The 24,522-nt window shown below is 63.3% G+C and carries 21 protein-coding genes; 8 read left to right on the plus strand and 13 right to left on the minus strand.

From position 1 onward, the window contains the following. Positions 1-65 precede the first annotated feature (65 nt). From R2N03_RS15045 to R2N03_RS15075, 7 genes are all read left to right on the plus strand, one after another. Complete coding sequence (locus R2N03_RS15045) at positions 66-1,205, plus strand: hypothetical protein (protein ID WP_316658389.1); 1,140 nt, start codon at positions 66-68, stop codon at positions 1,203-1,205. Between the two features lie 23 nt (positions 1,206-1,228). After that, entirely contained in the window at positions 1,229-2,368 is a 1,140-nt protein-coding gene (locus R2N03_RS15050) for an NAD-dependent epimerase/dehydratase family protein (RefSeq protein ID WP_316658390.1), read from the plus strand. A gap of 204 nt (positions 2,369-2,572) precedes the next feature. After that, positions 2,573-2,920 (plus strand): serine O-acetyltransferase, encoded by a 348-nt coding sequence (locus R2N03_RS15055; protein ID WP_316658392.1) that lies wholly within the window; start codon positions 2,573-2,575, stop codon positions 2,918-2,920. Then, positions 2,917-3,984 (plus strand): WaaS/CpsH family glycosyltransferase, encoded by a 1,068-nt coding sequence (locus R2N03_RS15060; protein ID WP_316658394.1) that lies wholly within the window; start codon positions 2,917-2,919, stop codon positions 3,982-3,984. Before R2N03_RS15055 ends, R2N03_RS15060 begins: the two co-directional genes overlap by 4 nt. After that, positions 3,978-5,081: an MraY family glycosyltransferase gene (locus tag R2N03_RS15065; protein ID WP_316658395.1), complete on the plus strand. Its 1,104-nt coding sequence runs from the start codon at positions 3,978-3,980 to the stop codon at positions 5,079-5,081. Before R2N03_RS15060 ends, R2N03_RS15065 begins: the two co-directional genes overlap by 7 nt. Continuing rightward, entirely contained in the window at positions 5,074-5,925 is an 852-nt protein-coding gene (locus R2N03_RS15070; RefSeq protein WP_316658396.1) for a GumC domain-containing protein, read from the plus strand. Before R2N03_RS15065 ends, R2N03_RS15070 begins: the two co-directional genes overlap by 8 nt. Positions 5,926-5,955: 30 nt before the next feature. Further along, entirely contained in the window at positions 5,956-6,801 is an 846-nt protein-coding gene (locus tag R2N03_RS15075; RefSeq protein WP_316658397.1) for a symmetrical bis(5'-nucleosyl)-tetraphosphatase, read from the plus strand. 10 nt (positions 6,802-6,811) lie between these two features. On the opposite strand, the gene R2N03_RS15080 is transcribed toward R2N03_RS15075, so the two are convergent. The 7 genes from R2N03_RS15080 to R2N03_RS15110 all read right to left on the minus strand — a co-directional run bounded on the left by R2N03_RS15080 (position 6,812) and on the right by R2N03_RS15110 (position 12,289). Then, on the minus strand, positions 6,812-7,615 hold the full coding sequence (locus R2N03_RS15080; protein WP_316658399.1) for a lysophospholipid acyltransferase family protein: 804 nt from the start codon (positions 7,613-7,615) through the stop codon (positions 6,812-6,814). After that, the gene (locus R2N03_RS15085; protein ID WP_316658401.1) at positions 7,602-8,879 is read right to left on the minus strand and encodes a dihydroorotase; all 1,278 of its coding nucleotides are present in this window, start codon (positions 8,877-8,879) and stop codon (positions 7,602-7,604) included. The genes R2N03_RS15080 and R2N03_RS15085 overlap by 14 nt, the downstream gene beginning before the upstream one ends. 8 nt (positions 8,880-8,887) lie before the next feature. After that, a complete protein-coding gene (locus tag R2N03_RS15090) occupies positions 8,888-9,859 on the minus strand; it encodes an aspartate carbamoyltransferase catalytic subunit (protein WP_316658403.1) in 972 nt (323 codons plus the stop codon). A gap of 72 nt (positions 9,860-9,931) precedes the next feature. Beyond that, positions 9,932-10,450, minus strand: a complete 519-nt coding sequence (gene pyrR, locus R2N03_RS15095; protein WP_316658405.1) for a bifunctional pyr operon transcriptional regulator/uracil phosphoribosyltransferase PyrR — start codon at positions 10,448-10,450, stop codon at positions 9,932-9,934. Continuing rightward, the gene (gene ruvX / locus R2N03_RS15100) at positions 10,447-10,890 is read right to left on the minus strand and encodes a Holliday junction resolvase RuvX (RefSeq protein WP_316658406.1); all 444 of its coding nucleotides are present in this window, start codon (positions 10,888-10,890) and stop codon (positions 10,447-10,449) included. Before ruvX ends, pyrR begins: the two co-directional genes overlap by 4 nt. Next, positions 10,883-11,455 (minus strand): YqgE/AlgH family protein, encoded by a 573-nt coding sequence (locus R2N03_RS15105; RefSeq protein ID WP_316658408.1) that lies wholly within the window; start codon positions 11,453-11,455, stop codon positions 10,883-10,885. The genes ruvX and R2N03_RS15105 overlap by 8 nt, the downstream gene beginning before the upstream one ends. Before the next feature lie 84 nt (positions 11,456-11,539). Further along, complete coding sequence (locus R2N03_RS15110) at positions 11,540-12,289, minus strand: 16S rRNA pseudouridine(516) synthase (protein ID WP_316658410.1); 750 nt, start codon at positions 12,287-12,289, stop codon at positions 11,540-11,542. Between the two features lie 82 nt (positions 12,290-12,371). On the opposite strand from R2N03_RS15110, the gene R2N03_RS15115 reads away from it, so the two are divergent. After that, on the plus strand, positions 12,372-13,925 hold the full coding sequence (locus R2N03_RS15115) for a cryptochrome/photolyase family protein (protein ID WP_316658411.1): 1,554 nt from the start codon (positions 12,372-12,374) through the stop codon (positions 13,923-13,925). A 64-nt stretch (positions 13,926-13,989) separates the two neighbouring features. Here the strand turns inward: R2N03_RS15115 and R2N03_RS15120 are convergent, their stop codons facing one another. The 6 genes from R2N03_RS15120 to R2N03_RS15145 all read right to left on the minus strand — a co-directional run bounded on the left by R2N03_RS15120 (position 13,990) and on the right by R2N03_RS15145 (position 24,488). Further along, a complete protein-coding gene (locus tag R2N03_RS15120) occupies positions 13,990-20,010 on the minus strand; it encodes an Hpt domain-containing protein (RefSeq protein ID WP_316658412.1) in 6,021 nt (2,006 codons plus the stop codon). 96 nt (positions 20,011-20,106) lie between these two features. After that, on the minus strand, positions 20,107-22,341 hold the full coding sequence (locus tag R2N03_RS15125; protein ID WP_316658413.1) for a methyl-accepting chemotaxis protein: 2,235 nt from the start codon (positions 22,339-22,341) through the stop codon (positions 20,107-20,109). Between the two features lie 209 nt (positions 22,342-22,550). After that, positions 22,551-23,096, minus strand: coding sequence for a chemotaxis protein CheW (locus tag R2N03_RS15130; protein ID WP_316658414.1), 546 nt, complete (start codon positions 23,094-23,096; stop codon positions 22,551-22,553). A 29-nt stretch (positions 23,097-23,125) separates the two neighbouring features. Beyond that, positions 23,126-23,497: a response regulator gene (locus R2N03_RS15135; RefSeq protein WP_316658415.1), complete on the minus strand. Its 372-nt coding sequence runs from the start codon at positions 23,495-23,497 to the stop codon at positions 23,126-23,128. 44 nt (positions 23,498-23,541) lie between these two features. Next, the gene (locus tag R2N03_RS15140) at positions 23,542-23,970 is read right to left on the minus strand and encodes a response regulator (RefSeq protein WP_428984417.1); all 429 of its coding nucleotides are present in this window, start codon (positions 23,968-23,970) and stop codon (positions 23,542-23,544) included. Positions 23,971-24,305: 335 nt separating this feature from the next. Continuing rightward, on the minus strand, positions 24,306-24,488 hold the full coding sequence (locus R2N03_RS15145; protein WP_003261842.1) for a rubredoxin: 183 nt from the start codon (positions 24,486-24,488) through the stop codon (positions 24,306-24,308). Positions 24,489-24,522 lie beyond the last annotated feature (34 nt).

The raw sequence follows: 24,522 nt of genomic DNA on the forward strand, positions 1-24,522 counted from the left end.
TGGTTTTCTACGCAGTGCCCAGCGCTCTCGGGATGCTTCTTCGGAGTAATGGATATGACGCTGAAATGCTGACACTGTCCTTAATTTCGATGGTGACGTACCTTCTTACGTTCCACTTCTTTTCGAGGCGAACCGCGGCCAAGGAAATGCTGCGGAGTGCTCTGCTGCACGTGTCGTGGCGACATTTTTGCTTGGTTGTTTTGCTGTGCTACTTCTGCATGATTGCATATGCTGCGGCCACAGCACCAGGAATCGCACTCATTGCGTCATTTCAAGGCGCATCGCTTGACCAGATTGCCCAACTGAGAGAAACATTTCTGCGAACCAGAGTGGGTGCAGAACGCGCGTTGCTCTACTGGTACGCGATCAACATTTCGTCGCTGATGCCACTGGTTTTGAGCATCCTATTCCTGAAGCAAGCCAAGTACAGATATATCGTTCTGATTGCATTCTTGTTCACACTGGCGCTAACGCTCGAAAAAAGCTTAAGTATCACAGCGCTTATCCCGCTAATAATTATTTTCTACAATTCCAACCGACGGAAATTCGTTTATCTTATTGGCGCCGCGTTGATCGCCGCGGTTATGGTCGTCTCCTTTGCAGCGCGCGGTGGGCTGAGCGCCCAACAAGGTGACTCAGCATCGACTGGATCGGCTGCATCCGTACCGGATGAATATAATATTTTCCAAGGTAGCGATAGCCAAGCGCTCTATGTGCTTAATCGTATCTTGTACATTCCCTATGCATCCGCTGTGGATTGGTTGCGTTATTTGGACATCGAATTAAAAGGTGATCCGGTCGATGGACAATCAATCGGGGTCATTGCATACCTGACTGGGAGACCCAGCCTCAATCTGGAACGCGAGATCTTTGCATTCGAATGGGGGCAAAACGAGACGCAAACGGGTTCAGCAAATACTGTATTTTACATCGATGCATATGTTAATTTTGGCGCAACTGGAGTCATCCTGTACTCCGCTCTTTTAGCGTTACTTGTAAGGTTATGTTTAGCCTCACGGAACCGCGCCATTTGTGCAGGACTTGCCGTGCCAATGATCTACGTATGCTTCAACTCTCTGTCTGCCATCATTTTCAGCGGCGGCCTGGGCATCCTCGTTGGGCTAGCCGTCTTGACCCGCTTTAGTGACAGTGCCCTGGAATGGAAGCATACCGATCAGTTTGTGTTCGGCCCAAATCCTAGCTAAACAGAACCGCCCTCCAATCTAACATGTCAAATATTGTTCTCATCACCGGCGGCGCCGGATTCATTGGATCGCATCTCACTCCGAAGCTATTGGAAGCCGGATACACCATACGTATCCTTGATAACCTTTCGACGCAGATCCATGGCGCGCTGCCCACGGACCTGGAATGGCTGAACACCGAAGGCATTGAGTTCGTCCGCGGCAGCGTTGCCGAGCGCGATACCTGGGTATGCGCGCTGAAAGGTGTGGAAACCGTCGTACATCTAGCCGCTGAGACTGGTACCGGTCAATCGATGTACGAAGTCGCACGCTACAACATGATCAACACCCACGGTACAGCGCTGCTGTTCGACGTGCTGGCGCAAGACAAGGCACGCACCGTAAAGCGCGTGATTCTCGCTTCGAGTCGCTCGGTATATGGCGAAGGCGCTTACCATTGCGCATCCTGTGGATTGGACCCCGTCTATCCGGATAGTCGCACCCCTGAAGCGCTGGCCGCGCATCGTTGGGAATACGATTGTCCCAGTTGCGGCGCGACGTTGACGGCGAAGCCAACTTCCGAAAGTGATCGTGTCCGCCCCGGCTCCATCTACGCCGCTACGAAATACGCTCAGGAAGACCTGACGCGCATTGCCTGCGAATCCCTGGGGATCGACTATGTTATCTACCGTTTCCAGAATGTCTACGGCGAGCGCCAATCCCTAAACAATCCGTACACCGGGATTCTTTCTATCTTTTCGACGCGTATACGCCGCGATCTGGTTCTTCCACTGTTCGAGGACGGAGAGGAGAGTCGCGATTTCGTTCACGTAGAAGATGTTGTCACTGCGGTCGCCATGGGTGTCGCGTCCAAAAACGCCATCAACCGTATTTTCAACGTGGGTAGCGGAGTCCAATGCTCCGTCAGGCGAGTTGCAGAGGAACTCACTCGCGCCCTAGGTAAGACACCGAACGTTCATGTCACGGGCCAGTATCGTGTTGGCGACATCCGCCACAATTACGCAAATATGACGGCAAGCGCTGCGATACTTGGCTTCAGGCCAGCCATTTCTCTGCAGGAAGGGCTAGGCCGATTTGCCGCTTGGGTGCATACCCAACCGCTTCCTGCAGACCGGCTCGAAGAAGCCAATAAAGAACTGCGTGCTCGAAAGCTGATGGGTTAAATGATGGCGACGACATTCCGCCTGATTCCCTGGCTGCGACAGGATCTCCTGCGAGGCCTCTCTCTAGAAGGCAATATTTCCATCTCGGGGGGCTGGCGCCTGTGGGTCAGAGTACTGTCTCCACGCTTTGCACCGGTGCTGCTCTGCCGCCTAGCGCATAGTTGTTACCGACGCCGATGGGGAGCAGCCAGTAAAGTGCTCTCAATGCTGAACTTCGTCATCTTCGGCATCGAGATTGCCGCCCGCTGCGAGATCGGACCGGGACTGTACTTCCCACACACCCAGGGCACTGTGATCGGCGCGTGGAGCATTGGCAAAAATGCTGTGATCTATCAGGGTGCGACACTCGGCGCCAAGGAACTTGATTTTGCCTACAGCGAGGTATCCCGTCCCAGACTCGACGACAACGTGACCATCGGCGCTGGCGCCAAGGTACTCGGCGGCATACGGCTTGGCCATGGTGCCCGAGTTGGAGCCAATGCAGTCGTGATCGCCTCCATCCCTGAAGGGGCACTGGCGGTCGGAGTACCGGCCAAGATATCCAACACATGAATACGACTGAACGCTCGCTTTCAGGAAAGCGCGTGCTGATCATGAGCCCGCGTTTTTTCGGCTATGAGAATGCAATTGCCCAGGCGGTTTGTGCCCTGGGCGCACATGCCGAAGTAGTGCTCGATAAGCCATCGAATACTGTCTGGACCAAGGGGGCCACGCGACTGGCACCATCTCTCGTGGCCACCCGCATGGCGAATTACATTCGCTCGCTTGCAGAACAATACGGCCGAGACAGTTTTGATGAAGTCGTCGTAATCAAAGGCGAGGCGTTGCACGCAGAAGCTGTCGAACTACTGCGCGCGGCCTTCCCTCGGGCACGATGTACCTACTACAACTGGGATTCGCTGAGAAACTACCCCCACCTTAAAGATATACTTCCGCTGTTTGACGCTTGCTTCAGTTTCGATGCTGAAGACTGTGAGACTGTCGGTCGGCTTGCTCACCTACCGCTGTTTTATACCGATGAGTACCGGGATCTTCCCGTGATGGAGCCTCGGTACGACCTCTTTGCTGTGGCGTCACTGCATTCCGATCGCTATGACGTCATTCAGCGCGTCATACGTCAGTGCCCAGAGGCAACGCGAGCGTTCACCTACTTTTTCTACCCGAGCAAGGTTGCGCTGCTCGGCAAGAAGGTGCTTGAGCCAGGCTTTATCACACCACCACTGCGTGAAATCCAGTGGACACCGCTGCCGAAGGAAAAAATGATCGACGGCCTCGTTCGCAGTCGCGCTGTCATCGATGTACAGCACCCGCGCCAAACAGGGCTCACCATGCGAACCATCGAAATGGTTGGGGCAAACAAAAAACTCATCACGACCAACCCTCTGGTCAAGACCTACGATTTCTACAACCCGAACAACATCCTGGTGATCGATCGAGCGCAACCGGATATTCCGCCCACGTTTTTCGACACTCACTATACGCCGCTGACTGAAGCAATCCGACAGAAGTACAGCATCCACACATGGCTAGCCGTCCTGCTGGGACTCGAGCCTGTAGCGCCGTATCAACGCGCGTCTTCCGACTACCCTGAACTGCGGAACCCTGCAGCATGTTGAATTTCAGTATTGGTTTCATCGTCTCGTTCTGCATCACCATGCTGGTGGTTAGGTACGCGCATCTACACTCCCACTTGTCTGGCGATGCGGACCTGAGCGGCGCGCAAAAATTTCACACGAAACCGGTCCCCCGCATTGGAGGTAGCGGCATCGCAGTTGCCCTGCTCTTGAACGGCATTGCTCTATGGGTGGCCAACGCCTACCAGTTCCACGAGTATGCAATGCTGATTGGCGCATCGATTCCTGCTTTCCTCGGTGGCTTCATCGAAGACTTGACAAAGCGTGTCAGCGCCCGCGACCGCCTTGTTCTAACGATTATCGCCGCGCTCTTGGCAGTATGGCTGCTTAATGCACGAATAGCGCAGGTCGATATTCCTGGCTTTGGTTCTTTGGCTGTCCCGTACTACGGGTCTATTCTTTTGACCGCACTGGCTGTGGCAGGTTTGGCCAACGCCATCAACATCATCGATGGTTTCAACGGACTAGCGGCAATCGTCGCCACCATGATGTTTGTGTCGCTTGCACTGATTGCCTTCCATGTAGGTGACGTGTTTGTTTTGTCGTGCGCGCTTGTCATGGCAGGGGCGATCCTGGGGTTTTTCCTCTGGAATTTTCCAGGCGGCCACATATTCCTTGGCGATGGTGGTGCCTACCTCATCGGCTTTATGTTGGGGGAGTTGGCGGTGTTGCTGACCATGCGTCATGCTGAAGTCTCCGCTTGGTACCCAGTGCTCATGTTCATTTACCCGATTTTTGAAACACTGTTCTCGATCTATCGGAAGCAATTCCTGCGAGGAGTTTCGCCTGGAATACCCGATGGTATCCATCTACACATGTTGATCTACAAACGCCTCATGCGCTGGGTTGTTGGCAGTCAGGAAGAGCGGCATCGGCTTCGCCGAAATTCGTTCACATCCCCCTATTTATGGCTGTTGAGCCTGTTAGCTGTTCTTCCAGCAACGCTTCTTTGGAACCGTAATGGCTGGCTGATAGTTTTCGTGGTCGTTTTTGTTTCGACCTATGTCTGGCTCTACTGGAGTATCGTGCGCTTCCGGGTGCCGCGTTGGATGATTGTCAAAAAGAAACATCATGATTGAAGAACAGATGCACGCCGATGAAAATCGTTTCGGTACTGGCTTGGATGATGTCGGCGCATTTATTCGCCGCCATGCGCTCAAGCTTGCAGCTTTCACCACTATTGGTGCAGGCGCTGCTTTTGCCGCTACATTCATGATGCGTCCGCTTTGGCAAGCTCAGGTTACTGTTCAAAGTGGACAGCTATATTGGGTGACATCGACAGGCCCGACCGTTGTCAACATCGAACCACCGGCCCGTACGGTCGATCGCCTTAAAGTCGCTACGTTTCAAGACACGGTACTAAAACAGCTCAAATTGCCTTTGAATGATGGGATGAGCCCGGAAACCGATCTTATTCGGCGGAGTTTCGAGGTCCGCCTTTTACGCAATTCTGACCTCATAGAACTTTCAGTCCGAGGGTATAGCCCGTCCGACGCGTCACATGTGCTGGAGCAATACGTGCGTAATCTAGCGGAAGAGCATGCCTCTTTGGCAAAGCCCACGTTAGACCGTCTTTCTAATGATATGAGGCAGGTTGAGGCAGACCTATCGGAGGCCAGAGCTCGCCAAGCCGAGCTCGAAAGGCGTGAGCAGGAACGCTCGAGAACAAGCATTGCCGGCAAGTTCTCGGAGAGCGTGCTCTTAGACAGCATGGTCAGCAGCACCGCCTCAGACATCCGCCTACTACAGCAGCGGAAGAATACGTTACAGGAACAACTCAACCCCGAGCGCACTTTTAATACGCGTGTTGTCGGGGAAACCGTTGTCAGCCGCGCACCGGTGTTTCCGAAGCGATCACTTTTCTCTGCCTCGGGGGGGGGTCATAGGTTTGTTGCTTGGGTTGATTTACGGCGCTTTGCGTAGCAATCGCCTAAAAGGCCACAGAGTGAAAACGTGAGTCCAGTTGCCCACGCCATCGGCGACCTCCAAGGCTGCTGCTCCCCCCTCCGCACCCTGCTTGCAGCCCTCCCCGCTGAAGCCCCGTTACGCTTCGTAGGCGACCTCATCAACCGCGGCCCAGAATCACTCGCCACGCTGCGGCAGGTCATCCAATTATGCGAAGCCGGCCGCGCCCGCACGGTGCTCGGCAACCACGACATCCACCTTCTGGCCGTCGCGGCCGGGGTCCGCAAGCCGGGTAAGCGAGACACCCTTGCGGACATCCTCGCTGCGCCCGATAGCGACCAGCTCGTCACCTGGCTGCGGCATCAACCGCTGGCGATCTTTGAAGATGGCTTCCTGATGGTTCACGCGGGCGTGCTGCCCCAGTGGACGACAGGCGATGTCCTCGAACTGGCGGGTGCAGTGGAGCGCGAGCTTCGCAGCCCGTACTGGAAGACCTTCCTGGCCGATGCCTTCGGAAATCACCCGGCCAAGTGGAGCGACGATCTCGTCGGCATGGACCGCCTGCGCCTCACGATCAACGCACTGACGCGGCTGCGTTTCTGCACACCGGACGGCGCGATGGAGTTTGAGACCACGGATGCCGAGGGCGCACCCGACGGCCATATGCCGTGGTTCGACGTACCGGGCCGACGCACGCGCGGCACGCCCATCGTCTTCGGGCATTGGTCGACACGCGGGCTGGTCATGCGCGACGACGTGGTGGGCCTCGATACGGGCTGCGTATGGGGCGGCAAGCTGACGGCGGTGAAGCTGTCACTGGCGCCGGCCGAGCGCGACGTGGTGCAGGTCGACTGCGAGCAGGCGCAGGACCCGCTCGCGCACAAGAAGCCGTAGCCGCGTTAGCCTAGCCAGCCCGCTCAATCAGCGCCGCGACGGCATGCTGGCTATGTGCGGCCAGCGACCGGCGGTCCATCTCCGGTGCCACGGCTTTGCCCACGTAGACTTCCACGACCAGCGGTGGGCCATTCAGGATGGCGTTGGCCGAGTCCAGCAACGACAAGTCATCGATGTACGCCGGAATCGTCGTGAGTTCGCCCGTGGCGGCAACGCGATAACGCAGCGCCAGCGGTCGAATCGGTGCGCAGGCGCTCACGGGTGCCTGGAACATATTGGCGTGGAACGGCAACAGGTGCAGCCCATTCGACGTCGTCCCCTCGGGGAACACGCAGATGGCATCACCGCCTCGCAACGCGTCGGCAATGGCATGCATGATGCGATGGGCATCGCGCTTGCGGGCACGCTCGACAAAGAGCACGCCGGTCTGCGCGCACAGCCAGCCGACCACCGGCCAACTGCGGATCTCTGACTTGGCGACGAACCGCGGCGGGTGCCAGCTGTTGATGGCATAGATGTCGAGCCACGAAACGTGGTTCGACACGAGCATCGAGCCTGCCATGTCCTCGACCTCGGCGGGCTCGCCGTGCACGACGAGCGACACGCGGAATAACGCCAGGAGCTTGCGCGACCAGCGCTGGATCAGTGCGCGCTTGCGGGTCGGGCCAATCCACCAGAACAGCAGCGCGCACGTGGCGAGGCCTTCGGCCAGATGCACCAGCAAGCGCAGCTTGCGCAGCAGGTGCCTGCGCTGCGGGTGGGACGCGCTCACCTGCGGCGGCGCGTTCTCTACCGGGCCGTCAATGCCGCTCATGGGCCAGATGCCCTGCGACCAGCGTGGCGCGCACGCGGCCTGCCACTTCAAAGCCCAGGAACGGCGAATTCTTGCCCTGGCTGCGCAGGCTGCCCGGCTCGATCTTCCATGTGGCGTCGGGGTCGAACACGCACACGTCCGCCAGCGCACCCACCTCCAGCGAACCGGCCTGCAAACCCAGCACGCGGGCCGGCTCGCTGGTGATGCGGGCCAGCGCCTTTGGTAGCTCGACCTTGTGTTCGGCCGCCCAGCGCAGCGTCAGCGGCAGCAACGTCTCGAGACCGGTCGCGCCCGGCGAGGCTTCAGCAAACGGCAGCAGCTTCTCGTCGTCGTCCACGGGCGTGTGATCGGAACAGATGGCATCGATCGTGCCGTCAGCCAGGCCACGCACGATCCCGTCGCGATCGCGGCCCGAGCGCAGCGGCGGCACGAAGCGCATCTGCGAGTTGAAGTAACCGATGTCGACGTCGGTCAGCGAGATGTGGTGCACGTTGACATCGCACGTGACGGGAAGGCCTTCTGACTTGGCGCGGCGCACGAGGTCGATGCCGGCCGCCGATGAGAGGCGGCACAGATGCACGCGTGCGCCGGTGCTGCGCATCAGTTCGAAAATCGTATGAAGGCGCACGGTCTCGGCCATCACCGGCACGCCGGAGAGGCCCAGGCGTGAGGCCAGCGGGCCGCTTGCGGCCACACCGCCCTTGCCCAGATACGGGTCTTCCGGGCGCAGCCAGACCGTGAAGCCGAACGTCTGTGCGTACTGCAGCGCACGCATCAGCACCTGCGTGTCGGCCATCGGCGCGTCAGCCTGCGAAAAGCCCACGCAGCCGGATTCGGTCAGCTCGGCCATTTCCGTGAGCACGGCGCCCTTCAGGCCGACGGTCAGTGCACCCAGCGGATACACGTGCGCCTGGTTCAGGTTGCGCGCACGAAACTTGAGCATCTCGACCAGGCCGGGCTCGTCGAGCACCGGATCGGTATCCGGCGGACACACCAGCGACGTCACGCCGCCGGCCATGGCCGCTGCCATTTCCGATTCGAGCGTGGCCTTGTATTCGTAGCCCGGCTCGCGCAGGCGGGCAGACAGGTCGATCAGGCCCGGGCATACGATCAGGCCCGTCGCGTCGACCGTCTTGTTGGCATGGAAATCCGCCGGAGCGTGGCCAACGCCAACCACCTTCCCTGCGGCGATGTACAGATCCTGTTGCGCGTCGACGCCGTTGGCCGGATCAATCAGGCGGCCACCCTTGATATGCAGTTTCATCGGTCTTCTTAGTCGTTGTTGCCAGCCACGATGCCCATCACGGCCATGCGGACCGCGATACCGAAGGTCACCTGGTTCAGGATCACCGATTGCACCCCGTCGGCGACGGCGGAGTCGATTTCCACGCCGCGGTTCATCGGGCCCGGGTGCATGACGATGGCGTCCGGCTTGGCCAGCGCCAGGCGCTCCAGCGTGAGGCCGTACGCCTTGAAGTATTCCTGGGCGGACGGCAGCAGCGCGCCACTCATGCGTTCGTTCTGCAGGCGCAGCATGATCACCACATCCACGCCCTTGAGGCCCTCTTCCATGTTGTGGAAGACGCGCACGCCCATGTGTTCGAGGCCGCCTGGCAGCAGCGTACGCGGGCCAATGGCGCGCACTTCGGCGCAGCCCAGCGTCGTCAACGCATGGATGTCGGAGCGTGCGACGCGCGAATGCAGGATATCGCCGACGATCGCCACCGTCAGGTTCGAGAAATCCTTCTTGTAGTGGCGGATGGTGTACATGTCGAGCAGCCCCTGCGTGGGGTGCGCATGGCGGCCATCGCCGGCGTTGATCACATGCACGTGCGGCGCGACGTGCTGGGCGATCAGGTACGGTGCCCCTGAACTGGCATGCCGCACGACGAACATGTCCGCCTGCATGGCCGACAGGTTGTTGATCGTGTCGAGCAGCGATTCACCCTTGCTCGTCGACGACGCATTGATGTTCAGGTTGATCACGTCCGCTGACAGCCGCTTGGCCGCGATCTCGAACGTGGTGCGCGTTCGCGTGGAGTTCTCGAAAAACAGGTTGAACACGCTCTTGCCGCGCAGCAGCGGCACCTTCTTCACCTCGCGGTCGGAATCCGATACGGAGACGAACTGCTGCGCGGTGTCCAGCACGTGCGTGAGGATGTCGCGCGACAGCCCCTCGATCGACAGCAGGTGCTTGAGCTCGCCGTTTTTCGTGAGCTGCGGGTTGGCGAAAGTCTTGGTCATGAGAGACGAAAAGCGACAGAAGGCGACAAAAGCGTGGTCAATACAAAACGGGAAACGCTGCAGCGCGCGCGGTCAGACACCCTTGGGCTCGCGCGTGAAGGTAAAGCGGGCGGCGGCGCCCTCGCCGGCTTCGCTGAGCACGAGCGACTCGTCGGCCGGCAGCGTCACACGCTCGCCGATGTAATCCGGCGCGATGGGCAACTGGCGCTCGCCGCGGTCCACCAGCACCGCAAGCTCCACCGCCGCCGGCCGGCCGTAGTCGAACAGCTCGTTGATCGCCGCGCGGATGGTGCGGCCGCTGGCCAGCACGTCGTCCACCAGCAGGATGCGGCGCTCGTTCACGTCGAACGGCAGCGTGGTCGGCTGCGCCTTGGCGTGCAGGCCTTTCTTGGCGTAGTCGTCACGGTGCATGGCGACGTTGATCACGCCGTATTCCGGCAAACCGAGATCATGGGCGAGGCGCCGGGCAATCCAGGCGCCGCCGCTGACGATGCCGGCCACCGACCAGGCATGGCCCTCGGCCATCCGCGTGCGCAATTGTGCGACGAGGCTCTGGTACAGCGCCTCGGCATCGATCTGTTGCGATGTCATGCGTGTGTTTCGTCGAAAAACTGTTGGAGGATGATGCGCGCGGCCTCGGCGTCGAGCACATCGTCGGAAGCGCCGGCGTCCTGCGCGGCGATCGACGAGTAGCGCTCGTCCACCCAGGTCACCGGCAACCCGAATCGGCCATGAAGCTGGTTGCCGAAGCGCTTGGCGAGCTTGATCATGGGCTGCTCTTCCCCATCGGGGTGCACCGGCATGCCGACAACAAAACCGACCGGCTGCCATTCGTTGACCAGGCGCGCAATCTGCGCAAAACGGAAATCGACCGAACGATTGGGGATGGTTTCCAGCGCCCGCGCCGAACGCGTAATGGAGTTGCCCAGCGCTACGCCGATGCGCTTTTCACCGTAATCGAATGCCAGCAAGGTGCCTGCGGCGGGCACGGAAGCCGTGGCCGGGCCCGTCGCCCATGCCGGCTCAGGCATGTCCGGCCTCGCCCGACAGCATGGCAGGGCTGATGCCTAGGAGGTTCAGCGCGGCAGCGAACCGCTCCTCGGCAGGCACGTTGAAGATGACCTCGGGATCGGCCTGGACGGTCAGCCAGCCATTGCGGCTGATTTCATCTTCCAGCTGGCCGGCGCTCCAGCCGGCGTACCCGAGGGTCAGGATGAAGCGCTCCGGCCCGCCGCCGTGGGCGACGGCTTCGAGCACATCCTTGGAGGTCGTCATCTCCAGACCGCCCGGCACCACCAGAGACGAGGAATACGCACCCGTGGCGTCATGCAGGACGAAGCCGCGCTCGGTCTGCACCGGGCCGCCGTAATACACGGGCTGTTCTGCGAGGGGGTGGATTTCGAGCTTCAGGTCGATCTTGTCGAACAGTGTCGCCAAGTCGAGGTCGATGGGCCGGTTGATGACGAGGCCGAGCGCGCCGCGCTCGTTGTGCTCGCACATGTACACGACCGTGCCGGAAAACGTGGAGTCCGCCATGCCAGGCATAGCGATCAGGAACTGATTCGTGAGATTGATAGGTGCGTCCGGCGGGGCCATAAGTCTAGTTTACCAAAAGCACCCGACCGCCGCCCCTTTCATTTGGACGATTCGACCCGCGAGCGCAGGAATCCGTGTGGCGATTCATGCACTCGAACCAGCGCGCGGCGGTGTGGTGTTCAGTGCCTCCAGATCCGACGCGTCCAGCCAACGCCAATCACCGGGCGCCAGATCGGTCCCGAGGGTGAGCCCGCCGATGGCGCTGCGGTGCAGCCCTTCTACATGGTTGCCGGCCGCAGCCACCATGCGTTTGACCTGATGGTATTTGCCCTGCGTGAGCGCCATGCGCAGATGATGCGTGTCAACGCGCTCGGCCCAGGCGGCGGCGACATGTTCATTCTCGTCGGCCAGCAGCACGCCCGCGCACAGTTGGGCGACCTGCGCATCCGTGACCGGCTCGGCGGTCGTGATCTCGTACACCTTGGGCACCTGATGGCGCGGGCTGGTGAGGGTATGGACGAACTGGCCGTCGTCGGTCAGCAGCAGCAGGCCCGTGGTGTCCTGGTCCAGACGCCCGACGCATTGCACGCCGCGCTCGCGCAGCGGCACGGGCAGCAGCGTATAGACGCTCGGATGGTGCTTCGGCTTTTGCGAACACTCCACCCCGGCGGGCTTGTTGAGCATCAGATAAGCCTTGGCGTGATACGTCCAGCGTTCGCCGTCAACGTCCAGCACCAGCCCGGCCGTATCGACCAGGGCATCCGGGTCCTCCATCTCCGTTCCGTCGATGCTGACCAACCCCGCGAGCACCAGGTCCTTGCAATAGCGGCGCGTGCCAAAGCCCTGGGATTGCAGGATGCGATAGAGCGGTAGACGGACAGATGGAGCAGTCATGACAACAACGTGGAAAAAGAGATCAGGCGCCGATTTTGCGATACGCTCGGCCGAATCTTCAAACTCGCCGAGCCCGCCGCACATGCCGCTACCCACTCGAACCCGCCAGCCGTATGACATCGGTACGCATTTCCAGCGCGGCCTCGTATGGTTCCGGCGCGATCTGCGGCACATCGACCACGCGGCGCTGCATTATGCCCTGCGGCACTGCCGCGAGGTCTATTGCGTCTTTGTGTTCGACCGCGACATCCTTGACGCACTGCTCGAACGCGGGCTCCAGGCGGATCGCCGGATCGAGTTCATCCGCGCGTCCGTCGAGGAACTGCGCGGTGCCCTGCGCGAGGCCGGAGGCGAACTCATTGTCGTGCACGACCATCCCGGCCATGCCATACCGGAACTGGCACGCACGCTTGGCGCAGAAGCGGTCTTTGCCAATCACGACGAGGAGCCGGCCGCCCAGGCCCGCGACGAGGCTGTGCGCAAGACGCTCGCCCAGCAGCCGTGCGCGTGGTTCGACTTCAAGGATCAGGTCGTCTTCGAGCGCGACGAGATCCTCAACGGCCAAGGCAAGCCGTATGGTGTTTTCACGCCGTACAAGAACGCATGGCTGGCCGCCCTCACCCCGTTCGACTTGCGTGCATACCCGACCGAGCCGTACTTCGGCGCGCTGGCCACGCCCCCGGAGGCCCTCGCGCCCGCCACCCCGTCGCTTGAAGCGATGGGCTTTGCGCGCTCGAATCTGTCGGAGATCGCCTTGCCCAGCGGCATGTCGGGGGCGCAGTCGCTGCTCGACGATTTTGAATCCCGCATGGACGACTACCAGGCGAAGCGCGACTTCCCCGCCCTGCGCGGCCCGAGCTACCTGTCAACGCATCTGCGCTTCGGCACGGTGTCGATCCGCACGCTGGCGGCCCGCGCACATGCCGCCATGCTGCGAGGCAGCCAGGGCGCCGCCACTTGGCTGTCGGAACTGATCTGGCGCGACTTCTATTTCATGATCCTGCATCACCGCCCCGACCTGGCCGATGGCGCGTCGTTCCATCCGGAGTTCGACCGCATCCGCTGGGTCGATGGTGAAACGGGCGACGCCCGCTTCGAAGCGTGGAAGGCGGCACGCACCGGCTATCCGCTGGTGGACGCCGCCATGCTGCAGATCCACCAGAGCGGGTATATGCACAACCGCCTGCGCATGGTGGCGGCCAGCTTCCTCATCAAGGATCTGGGTGTCGATTGGCGGCGTGGCGAACAGTACTTTGCCGACGTGCTCAACGACTTCGATTTCGCCGCCAACAACGGCGGCTGGCAATGGGCGGCCTCGAGCGGGTGTGACGCACAACCGTGGTTCCGCATCTTCAACCCCGTCACGCAGTCGGAAAAGTTCGATCCGCAGGGCCGCTTCATCCGCAAATACCTGCCGCAGCTCGCCAGGCTCCCTGACAAGTTCCTTCACGCGCCGTGGACGGCCCCCGCCGATGTGCTGAAGAGCGCTGGCATCGTGCTGGGACAGACGTATCCCCGCCCGATTGTCGACCATGCGGCCGCACGCGCCGCCACGCTGGAGCGATACGGCGTTACCAAGGCCGAGCGCACCTCCGGCGCAAAAGCGGCGGCACTGGGCAAGCCTGGCCAAGACTGACGCCCCAAAGCCAACGGGCCGGTAATCCACCGGCCCGCTGTCATGCTGTCCGAAGACAGCCGCCTCAACCGACGTTGGCTGCCGGCGCGCGTTCGCCAATCAGGTTACGCAGATGCTGTAACAACTCCTCTTCGTTGTACGGCTTGCCCAGGTAGACGTTCACGCCGATCTCCGCGGCATAGCGGCGATGCTTGTCCGCCGTACGCGAGGTGATCATGATGATCGGCGTGGCGCCGATGCGTTCATCCGCACGCACGTTGCGCGTGAGGTCGAAGCCGTCCATGTGCGGCATTTCAATGTCGACGAGCATGGCGTCGGGCGTGATCTCCTGCAACTGACGCAGCGCATCCACGCCGTCACGCGCCAGCACGGCCTGGTAACCCGAGCGCGTGAGCAGACGCTGGGTGACCTTGCGCACCGTCAGCGAATCGTCGACCACCATGACGATCGGCTGGGTCGCAAGGCCGGGTACGGCGTCGGTGCTGCCGTTGCGCGAGAGCTCTGCCACGGCGCCCGTGGTCTCCTGGTCGGCCTGCGGCAACCCCAGCGCGGCGGCTTCACGTTCAAAGCGCTGCGTGAGCACGACCGGGTTGTAGATCAGCACGATCTCGCCGTCGCCCAGCGTGGTCGCACCGGCAATCCCTTCGAGGCGCGCAAGGTGCGGACCAATGTGCTTGACCACCACTTCGCGGTTGCCGATCACTTCGTCCACGTGCACGGCGGCGCGGTCGGCGCCGTTGCGCACCACCACGGCGGGCGAATATTTACGGCCGCCTGTCACGGGCTGCGCCTCTTCGAGCAGCGCACCGAAGTAGTGGAACGGCACCGGCCCGGTCGGCAGTTGCAGCGCGGCGGCGTTGTACGCCTCGGCCAGCGATTGCGGACGCAGCTGCTGGACGTGGTCGATCATGCCCGACGGAATGGCGTACACGCGCTCACCCACGCGCACCAGCAGCACCTGCGTGATGGCCGTCGTCAACGGCAGGTGGATGGTGAAACGCGTGCCGACTTCCGGCGTGGTCTGCAGCGAGATCCGGCCGCCCAGGGCGACGGTTTCGGCACGCACCACGTCCATGCCGACGCCACGGCCGGCCAGCTCGGACACCTGATCCGCCGTGGAGAAGCCCGGCGTGAAGATCATCTCGGTCAGGCGCGCGTCGCTGGCCTCCTCGTCGGGCGCCAGAAGCTGGCGCTCCAGTGCGCGGGCGCGAATGCGGTCGAGGTTCAGGCCGGCGCCGTCGTCGACGAAATGCAGCACGACTTCGTTGCCCTCCTGCTGCACTTCAAGCGTCAGTTCGCCAGCGGGATTCTTGCCCTTGGCGCGGCGCTCGTCGGCGGATTCAATGCCATGTGCGACGGCGTTGCGGATCATGTGTTCCAACGGGCCGCCCATGCGGTCCAGCACGCTGCGATCCAGTTCCACCGTACCGCCCTTGATGAACAGGCGGACTTCCTTGCCGGTTTCCGACGCGGCCTGACGGGCCACGCGATACAGACGGTCGGCCACGGTATCGAACTGCACCATGCGTGCACGCATGAGGCTGCGCTGCAGGCCGCGCGTGAGGCGCGCCTGCGTTTCCAGATCGAGCGACGCCTGATCGAAACCACGGAACAAGTTCTGCTGCACCGTTGCCACGTCATTGACGGACTCGGCCATCATCCGCGTGAGTTCCTGCAAGCGCGTGAATCGGTCGAACTCCAGCGGATCGAACGATTCGTCGTGGGCAGCCGCATCGGCAATGCGCGACTCCATCTGCGTTTCGGCCTGGATTTCGATCTCGCGCACCTGCGAGCGCAAACGCGCCACGTTGTCGTTCAGTTCCGACAGATAGGTCTTGAGCGCGTCGACTTCCGACTCCAGACGCGCACGCGCGGCACCGACTTCACCCGCATCATTGATGAGCGAATCGAGCGCACGCGCCTGCACGCGCACCATCGCACGCTGGCGTTCGGCGACTTCCAGCGCTTCGGTTTCGGGGCTGCGCACACCAGTCAGATCGACGCTGGTCGTGGCCACGGCCGGCAACATCGACGGGCTTGACGCAGCCTGCTCCTCGGCGGGCGCCTGCGGGGCAACGGCAGCGTCGGCCAGCCCGGCGTCCAGCGGCAGCAGCGTGCCCGACCCCAGCGCATCGACGTGCGCCTGAATCCGGTCGAACCACACGTAAAGCTTGCGGAACAGCGTGTCGTCCACACGGTTCTGGCGCAGGCCGGTCTCGATGGCGCTTTCCATCTCGTGCGCAACCTGGCCGAGCGTCATGGCACCGGCCATGCGCGCGCTGCCCTTCAGGGTGTGCAGGTTGCGCAGCAGTAGGCCCGAGCCGGTGCGGTCCTGCGGCGCGGCTTCCCACGCGCGCAGGTGCTGGCCGAGTTCCGGCAGGGCAACGTGCGCTTCTTCCAGGAAAATTTCTAGCAGCGCGGGATCGAGCGCATCGGAAGGCGCCTGGCGCACGAGTTCCGCGACGGCGGGTTCCGCCACCGGCGACGGGTATGCCGGCGCCAGCGGCACGAGGCCCGCAGGCGGCGCGAATGCAGGTTCACCGGCCAGGCCCGCCGTTTCGTTCTCGGCCTGCTCGGCTTCGATGACAGCCTGCGGCGCGGGCTCCAGCGGCAAGCGAGGACGCAGCAGCAAGCGCTCGCACAGCTCTTCCAGGCTGCGCCGCACGGGCTCATCGGCCTCCGGCCAGACACCCGCGGCAAACTGATGCAGCATGCCGCGCATGCGCTCGACAGCCTGGTCGAGCAGGCGGAAGTCGCCAGGGTGCATGGCCACCGGGCGGCTATTGAGGTTCAGCAAGGCCTGCTCGAGCGCGTCCGCCAGCTGGCGCACCGGTTCCAGTTCCACCACGGCGGAACTGCCTTGCAGCGTATGGGCGGCGCGCAGGGCAAGCTCGCTCGGCGGCGTACGCCCTTCATGGCGCCATTCCGAGAAATCCACGCCCAGCCGCCGGATCAGATCATCGGCTTCCTGCAGGTAGACGTTGTACAAGGCCACGCTGATGCGGACCGGGCCGATGGCCTTCACGCCATCGTCGTGCGGCGCCTCTTCCGGTGCGCCGGTCTGCGCGAACGGGAACGGGATCACCTTGGCGTCACCCTCGGCAGCATGCGCCGGCGCATCCGATTCGGCGTGCGGCTCGCCTTCGTCTTGCGCGGCAACCGGCATGTCGGACGCGGCGTTCGCGGTCCCGAACCCGGCGGTCGTCGCTTCGAATCGAGCGTCCTGCGTTTCGATCGCGGAGTACGGCGTCTGGGCCTCGGCGTCCGGCGTATCGGATACCACGCCAGGCGTGTGCGGCTCGGCGGCGGCCGGTTCGTCCTCCCAGATCAGGGACGCGGCGTCAGCGGCAGGTTCGGAGGCGTCGGCTACGGCCGCACCGGTTTCGGCAGGGCTATCGACTTCAGGCGCCGCCTCCAGCCAGACAAACGGGCCGCCATGACGCACCCGCTCGGCGGCCGCAACGAGCGGCTCGATCGGGTGATCGGCCTGCGGCATTTGCGCGATGGCCGCCGCCCACGCCGACAGCTCGGCTTCAGCGCGCGTGAGCAATGCGGCAAGGTCGAGCGTCGGCACGCGGCTTTCCGCCAGCCACACGTTCATGACCTGCTCGATGGCCCAGGCGGCCTCCCCGTAGCGCGTGAGGCCGACCATACGGCCCGAGCCCTTCAGCGTGTGGAAGGCGCGGCGCAATTGCATCAGCAAGTCGAGGTCCGAACCCGCGGCCAGACCGCCCGAGCCGGCCTCGGCGGCAGCGTGCAGTGCGTGCAGATCGGTACGCACGCCAGCCAAGACTTCCTCAGCTTCGGACAGGAAGATGTCGAGCAATTCGGCATCAACGGACTGGGTATCGCGGGCCGCGGCAGCCGGCGCAGGCGCCGCCGCAGACGGCGTGGTCGCCGGTGCCGCCAGCGCGGCCTGCATGCGTTCCAGCGCGCCTGCGCTGCCCACCTGCCATGCGTCGAACTGGGCCAGCGCCTCTTCCAGGCGGCGGCGGCGCACGGGATCGTCGTCGATGGCGGCGGCGTCGCGTGCCTGCTGCAGCGCGGTGCGCAACTCGGCCGCGAGCGGGTCAGCCGGGTCGGCAGGCTGCCTGGCCAGCAGGCGGTCGACCAGCGATTGCAGCGGCGATACCGTGTCGGCATCGGCGGCCTGGGCAGCATCCTGCGCGTCCGTGTGGGCTTCGCGGCGGGTGAGCATGCCCGATTCCGCATCGAAAACGAATGCCTGCCACGCAACCTCGCGCTCGGTCGGCGTCAGCCTCCCTGCGATGACGATCTCGTCGACCTGTCCGCCGGTCAGTTCCGCGCCGATGGACAATGCGTCGAGCAGGCTCTGCAGCCCACTGACGTTGGCGGCCAGGGCAGCCAGGCAGCGCTCGCGTTCGGCGGGACGCTCGCCGGCCGCTTGCAGCGCGGCAATGGTCGACTGCGCGACCTCCGTCGCACGCACGGCCGCATCAGCGCCGAGCGTGGCAAAGGCTCCCTGCATCTCACCGAACAGACGATGGGCTTCTTGCAGGCCACCGCCCTGTTCGCCTTCGCGTTCGAAGGCGTCGAGATGCGTCTCGGCCGAAGCCAGCAACGTCTGCAGCGCGCGGACCTGCTCGGCCCGGGCTCGGCGTTGCGCGGCTTCTTGCGCCAGCAGCGCGAGCCATGCGGGCGTCGTGTGAGCGTCCGACGCGGCGAGCTCGCTGCAACGGGCGGCAAACCAGGCGCTGCGCAAATCGCCTGACTCGCCGTGCAGCGCCCACGGGCGTGCCAGCATGCGCGACAGGAATTGCAGCGCCGGGGCAATGTCCCCCGTGCCGGCGTCTGCCAACCGGTTGGACAGTTCACCCAGGGCGGGCTGGCCCAGCGCTCCGGCGTGCAGCGCGAGCGTCTGCAAGGCAGCGTCGAGCTCATCGGCAGCCGGAGCAGCCTGCTGGCTCAGGGCTTCCAGCGTGCGGCCGACGCGTTGCAGCGTGTCGCTGGCATCGGTCGGGAGCAACGCGTAGTACTGGCGCGTGTGCAGCGCACCGGCCGGCGCATGCGTGGGTGGAATCGCAAAAGCCTCGACGCAGGCAACGATGTCCGGGCCGAGCGTGTCATCGCCCATCGGCGCCGCTGGGGCGTTGTTGTAGGCCATGCCCGCCAGCAGGTACAGCGCGTCGGTCAGCAGCCCCTGCGGCAGCTGGACGTTGTTGTGCGAGTACTGGCGCAGCAGCAGGTTGACGCGCGCGGCCAGACGCTTGGCGGTCAGATCGGCCGGCACCAGGCCGGCACGCAACGCGCCGAACGTCAGCGCCAGCACGAGCCAGAGATCGCGCTGGAGGTCATCGCCCGTCCGGCGGGGTTCGCGCTCCAGCGCACGGATGCCGTGCAGCAGTTCTTCAAGGGGGGCGTACGCTGCCGCAGCGGCGGCCGGATCGGCTTGGGCGCCTTCGGCGGAAGCCGGCGCGCGCAGCGCGGTCAACAGCGCCAGTTCGAATTTGCGGCGCAGGCGCGCGAGACCTGGCAGGTCACGCGAGGGCAGCAGCAGCGCCGGCAGGTGGCGCAGCTCATCGGCCCACAGGTCGGCGGGGTGGATGCGCTCTTCGCCCAGGCGGGCGAGCACGGCTTGATACGGTTGGAACAGGCGCAGCGGCTCTTCGGCCATGCCGGCCATCAGGTCGGCCACGTACTCCTGCAACGCCTGCACGGCGCGCGAGAAGACATCGAGCGTCTGCATGTCGGCGGGCACCGAGCCAGCATCCACGGCATCCAGCAGACGCTTGGCCGCCTCGCAGTACACATCGACGCCGCGCAGCCCGACGATCAGCAGGGCACCGGCCGCCTGATGCAGATACTGGCCGGCCAGCCGCAGCGAGGTGGTATCGCGCGCACCGATGACTTCCGGGTGGGCTGTGACTTCGGCCGCGTATTCGCCGAACTCGCGCACGGCGTCGTCCAGCGCGGCGCGCATGTTGGGCGCCACCCAGGCCAGCGCGGAAAGATCCCGCGCCTGTGCGCTCGACGGAGCGGACCTTGGGCGCGCCGCAGGGACGCCAGCCGCCCCGGACGAGGCAGGATGGGACTGGGCGGGCTCGGCGGCAGATTGATGACGCATGTGTGCTTCCAAAAAGCAGATGGCGGTTGCCGCAGTTGCCTCGGTGAGCCCCTTGGCGCTCCCGCCCGAAATCCAGTGACGGCGTCGTGACGCGAATCAGGCGATGCGGAACCGCGCCACCGAGTCACGCAACTCTTCGGCAAGCTGCGTGAGCTGGCGCACCGACTGTGCGGTCTGGCGCGTACCGGTCGACGTCTGTTCCGTGATGTGCAGGATCTGTTCGATGTTCTGCGCGACGTCGGAAGCCAGCGTCGCTTCATGCGACGTCGTCTGCGAAATGCTCTCAATCAGTTCCGCAAGCTGGCGCGACACGCGGCCGATCTCCACCAGTGCGGCACCGGCGTTATCGGACAGCTTCGCCCCTTCCACCACACCCGCCGTGCTGCGCTCCATGGCGTGCACCGCGTCTTGCGTGTCGGTCTGAATCGTGCGGATCAGCGCGCCGATCTGCTTGGCTGCCTCGGCCGAACGTTCTGCCAGGCGCTGCACTTCCTCCGCCACCACCGAGAAGCCGCGACCGGCTTCACCCGCCGATGCCGCCTGGATGGCCGCGTTCAGTGCCAGCACGTTGGTCTGCTCGGTAATGTCCGAGATCAGCTCCACGATTTCACCGATCTCCTGCGACGATTCGCCCAGGCGCTTGATCCGCTTCGAGGTTTCCTGAATCTGGTCACGGATGTCGTTCATGCCCGTGATGGCGTTCTGCACGGCCTGCTGGCCTTGCTCGGCAGCGGCCAGCGAGGCGCGTGCAACGTTGGCCGATTCAGCGGCGCCCCGCGAGACCTGCGTGATGCGGTCCGCCATCTCCACCACCGACTGGCCGGTCTGGCGAATCTGGCGCGATTGTTCTTCCGATGCGGCCACCAGGCTTTCCGACGTGGTCTGCACCGCCGACGATGCCTGCGTCACCTGCTCGGCCGTCTGCTGCACCCGGCCGACCAGCTCGCGCAGTTCTTCCACGGTGTAGTTCACCGAGTCGGCGATGGCGCCGGTAATGTCTTCGGACACGGTGGCCTGCTTGGTCAAGTCACCGTCTGCAATGTCCTGCAGCTCGTTCATCAGACGCAGAATGGCGGCCTGGGTGGCGTCGTTGTTGCGCTTTTCCACCATCCGGCGCTCTTCAGCTTCACGCTGACGGGCTTCTGCTTCCATCGTACGCACACGCGAATCGCGCAGGTACAGGGCGGCCAGGCCAGCCAGGCAGACCACGGTCAGGATGGCCGACAGCACCACCGCGCCCAGCGTCAGTGGACGGTTGCGCACGCTGTTCGAGTACGCCGATTGCAGATCGGACAGGTCAGCGCGCAGTTTCTCGTTGTCGTTGAAGATCTGCTGCTGGGCGCGCTTGGCGGCGATCAGGCCAGGCAGGTTCTCCAGGATGATCTGCGTGGTCTTCTGCACGTTGTCGAAGCGCGACTGCAGTTCGGTCAGGTAGCCCTTCGTCTCGGCATCGGTCACCGCCGACAGGCGCAGCGCCTCCGACCCGTTGAGCAGGCCGTTCAGGGTTTCATTGAACGTGTTGGTGTCCTTGCCGAGCAGGAACGCCGTTTCGGGGTTCACGCCTTCGCCGGCCAGGAACTCGTTCATGTTCTTACCGAGACGCTGCGTCAGCATCACGAGCTGCGACGAGGCCGCCACTTCACGTGCCGGGGCATTGGTCTGCAGCTTCATCGAGGCGATCTGCTCCGCCTCTTCCAGCAGTTCGGGGTTGGACGCGTTGAACACGTTGAGCGTCTTGCCCACCGCCACCAGCGTCTTTTCCTGGGTCAGAATGGCCTGGGCGCTCTTCTCGCTGCGCTTCCACTCTTCGATGGACTTGTCGAGGAACGCCTGGGCATCGCCGCTGGAGGTGGCTCGCACGCCGCGTTCGGCGCTGCCGTTCTTGAGCGCTTCAAGGTTCTCCTGCAGGCGCGCGCGGCTCTCCTTGAGCTGCGCGAAGGCGTTGGCATTACCCAGCAGCGCCACCGGCACGGCCTTGGCCAGACGCTGCGAGTGCATCAGCGTGTCACCGGCAATTTCGATCTGCACCGAACCGTTGTTGGCTTGGCGGTTATCCAGGTACACCGAGATCAGCAGGGCAAGCAGGCCGACCAACAGGCCGATGGTGAACAACCGCTGCTGGGCGGCAAACGGCACGCGCTCCATCCAGCCGACCATCGCGTCAACGGGCGTGCGGCCCAGTTGCCCGGCCGCGCCGGCGGGCTGGCCGTCGTCCACATGGGCCGCATCATCCAACTGCACGGAAGCCGCGGAAGCGCCCTCCACTGCAACCTCCGGCGTCCCTGCCTCAACTCCAGCACGACGACCCGCGTTGAACCACTTGAACCCCATAGGACCCTCTTATTTTTTCGATGCCGCCCGCTCGCGTTATCGAGACCGACGACATGGATTTCCCATCCGCGTCCATGCCTTGTCTTGCCCGGCGTGGTCCGCACCTGTTGCCCTCGTGCGCGCTCGCTCCCGTTGCGAACGCACGCAATCTTTCTCGTTCTTTGCCGGGCCGATCGAGCGCCCCGGTCCGTACAGCATGCGCCGCGCGTTCAGGCGCGGCTGCGGCCCACTTGCAGGAACGCCGGATCTGCCAGCAATTGCCGCACATCCAGCTCGCGCCACAGCATGCCTTGCGCATCGCGCCAGGCGCGGCCCTGCCACGGACGGCTCTCGTCCGGCGCGGCCTCGGCCAATTGGAGATCAGTCAGGCTGCGCAGGCCCGCCACGCGCGGCACAACGATGGCACAGGCCCGCTGGGGGTCCTTGGAAAGCACTACGATCTTGGCGCCAGGGCCACCGGCCGTCGGCGCCTCACCGCAGAACAGGCCGAAATCGATCACGCCGAGCAGGTTGCCGCGCGCATTCACCAGGCCGAGGTACCACGCCTGCGTGAGCGGCACACGGGCAGGCGGCTGATAATCCAGTACTTCGCCGGTGTCCGTGAGCGACAGCAGCCAGTGGTGCTCGCCGATCTGCACCCCCAGAAAGCCTTCCGTCGAGGACTTCGCGCGCGCCTCCTGCAGGCGGCGCGCAAGCATCGCCTGGTATTCATGCAGGCGCTGGCGGGAGGTCAGGTTCGTGCGCGTCTCGGTCATGTCCGGTGCGTCCTGGGTCGGTGGCTGGCTTACTGCTGCGCGAGCTTGGCGATCTTGTCGAGCAATTCTTCTGCCTTGACCGGCTTGACGATGTAGTCGGACGCGCCCTGGCGCATGCCCCACACACGGTCGGTTTCCAGTCCCTTGGTGGTGCAGATGATCACGGGGATATTCTGGAAGCGCTCGTCCTTCTTGATGGCGCGGGTGGTCTGGTAGCCGTTCTGGCCCGGCATCACCACGTCCATGAGGATCAGGTCGAAGGCTTCGGCTTCGAGCCTGGTCATCGCCTGCTCGCTATCGGCCGCGACCGACACCTTGAAGCCGTTCTTGCCGAGGATTTCCGACAGGTGCAGCGCCTCGGTCGGAGAATCATCGACCACCAACACTTTCTTGATTGCCATACAAACAGTCCTTCGTTGATAGAGAGCCAACCCTGCCGGGCAACCTACGCCGCCGACAGATGGGTCTGGACCGCCTCCAGCAGCGCCTCCTTGGTGAAGGGCTTGGCGAGGTGGTCCGCCGCCCCGACCGATTTGCCGCGCGCACGGTCGAAAATTCCGTCGCGCGACGACAGCATGATCACGGGCGTGGCATGAAACTTTGGGCTTTTCTTGATGAGCGCGCAGGTTTGGTAGCCGTCCACGTTCGGCATCAGGATGTCGCAGAACACGAGGTCGGGCTTCAGATCGCCCACCTTGGCCAGGGCGTCGAAGCCATCTTCGGCGAGCATGACCTGGCAGCCGGCCTGGGTGAGGAAAATCTGCGCGGTACGGCGGATGGTGCTGGAGTCGTCGATCACCAGCACTTTGCGGCCGGCAAGAGCGTTCACCAGGGATTGAGAGTCAGTCAGTTGTTCCACCCGCGCGGATTGCATCATGTTCTCGCATTGCGCGACCACGGGTCGCCACGACATTCTGACCGGATGGATCGCGGCAAATCACCACCCAGCGTGCACCCTGACGGCCCACGCTGGCGACGACTTCAAAACTACGCCCCCCGGCCCGCTTATGAAGTGTGAAGCTCAGAATTTGACGAAGTGTGACAAGTCACCTATTCGCCGTCAATGGCGCCGATCGTCCGCCGGCTGCGTGTGGCATGGAAGCGACGAGACCCATCGGCTGGATTCGATGGATGCGTCACTTCCTGATATCTGGGGATCGGCAAGAGGGCAACCGCTCACTTGCCGAGGGGAAACTGGTCAGACCCGGCTCAGATCTGGACCATTTCGAAGTCTTCCTTGCGCGCGCCGCACTCGGGGCAGGTCCAATTGATGGGTACGTCCTCCCACTTGGTGCCGGGGGCGATGCCGTCGTCCGGGGCGCCTTGTTCTTCATCGTAGATCCAGCCGCAAATCAGGCACATCCACGTCTTGTATTCAATCTGTTGTTCCATAAGGCAAAGCTTCGGTGGTTCCGTCTATTAAAAT

It is taken from the genome of Ralstonia condita (assembly GCF_958405655.1).
Classification (GTDB): Bacteria; Pseudomonadota; Gammaproteobacteria; order Burkholderiales; family Burkholderiaceae; genus Ralstonia; species Ralstonia condita.

Excerpts from the sequence above, each read along its gene's own strand:
- R2N03_RS15045 (WP_316658389.1), top strand. The coding sequence starts at position 66 with ATGCTGACACTGTCCTTAATTTCGATGGTGACGTACCTTCTTACGTTC.
- R2N03_RS15050 (WP_316658390.1), top strand. The coding sequence starts at position 1,229 with ATGTCAAATATTGTTCTCATCACCGGCGGCGCCGGATTCATTGGATCG.
- R2N03_RS15055 (WP_316658392.1), top strand. The coding sequence starts at position 2,573 with ATGCTGAACTTCGTCATCTTCGGCATCGAGATTGCCGCCCGCTGCGAG.
- R2N03_RS15060 (WP_316658394.1), top strand. The coding sequence starts at position 2,917 with ATGAATACGACTGAACGCTCGCTTTCAGGAAAGCGCGTGCTGATCATG.
- R2N03_RS15065 (WP_316658395.1), top strand. The coding sequence starts at position 3,978 with ATGTTGAATTTCAGTATTGGTTTCATCGTCTCGTTCTGCATCACCATG.
- R2N03_RS15070 (WP_316658396.1), top strand. The coding sequence starts at position 5,074 with ATGATTGAAGAACAGATGCACGCCGATGAAAATCGTTTCGGTACTGGC.
- R2N03_RS15080 (WP_316658399.1), bottom strand. The coding sequence starts at position 7,615 with ATGAGCGGCATTGACGGCCCGGTAGAGAACGCGCCGCCGCAGGTGAGC.
- R2N03_RS15085 (WP_316658401.1), bottom strand. The coding sequence starts at position 8,879 with ATGAAACTGCATATCAAGGGTGGCCGCCTGATTGATCCGGCCAACGGC.
- R2N03_RS15090 (WP_316658403.1), bottom strand. The coding sequence starts at position 9,859 with ATGACCAAGACTTTCGCCAACCCGCAGCTCACGAAAAACGGCGAGCTC.
- pyrR (WP_316658405.1), bottom strand. The coding sequence starts at position 10,450 with ATGACATCGCAACAGATCGATGCCGAGGCGCTGTACCAGAGCCTCGTC.
- ruvX (WP_316658406.1), bottom strand. The coding sequence starts at position 10,890 with ATGCCTGAGCCGGCATGGGCGACGGGCCCGGCCACGGCTTCCGTGCCC.
- R2N03_RS15105 (WP_316658408.1), bottom strand. The coding sequence starts at position 11,455 with ATGGCCCCGCCGGACGCACCTATCAATCTCACGAATCAGTTCCTGATC.
- R2N03_RS15110 (WP_316658410.1), bottom strand. The coding sequence starts at position 12,289 with ATGACTGCTCCATCTGTCCGTCTACCGCTCTATCGCATCCTGCAATCC.
- R2N03_RS15115 (WP_316658411.1), top strand. The coding sequence starts at position 12,372 with ATGCCGCTACCCACTCGAACCCGCCAGCCGTATGACATCGGTACGCAT.
- R2N03_RS15120 (WP_316658412.1), bottom strand. The coding sequence starts at position 20,010 with ATGCGTCATCAATCTGCCGCCGAGCCCGCCCAGTCCCATCCTGCCTCG.
- R2N03_RS15125 (WP_316658413.1), bottom strand. The coding sequence starts at position 22,341 with ATGGGGTTCAAGTGGTTCAACGCGGGTCGTCGTGCTGGAGTTGAGGCA.
- R2N03_RS15130 (WP_316658414.1), bottom strand. The coding sequence starts at position 23,096 with ATGACCGAGACGCGCACGAACCTGACCTCCCGCCAGCGCCTGCATGAA.
- R2N03_RS15135 (WP_316658415.1), bottom strand. The coding sequence starts at position 23,497 with ATGGCAATCAAGAAAGTGTTGGTGGTCGATGATTCTCCGACCGAGGCG.
- R2N03_RS15140 (WP_428984417.1), bottom strand. The coding sequence starts at position 23,970 with ATGCAATCCGCGCGGGTGGAACAACTGACTGACTCTCAATCCCTGGTG.
- R2N03_RS15145 (WP_003261842.1), bottom strand. The coding sequence starts at position 24,488 with ATGGAACAACAGATTGAATACAAGACGTGGATGTGCCTGATTTGCGGC.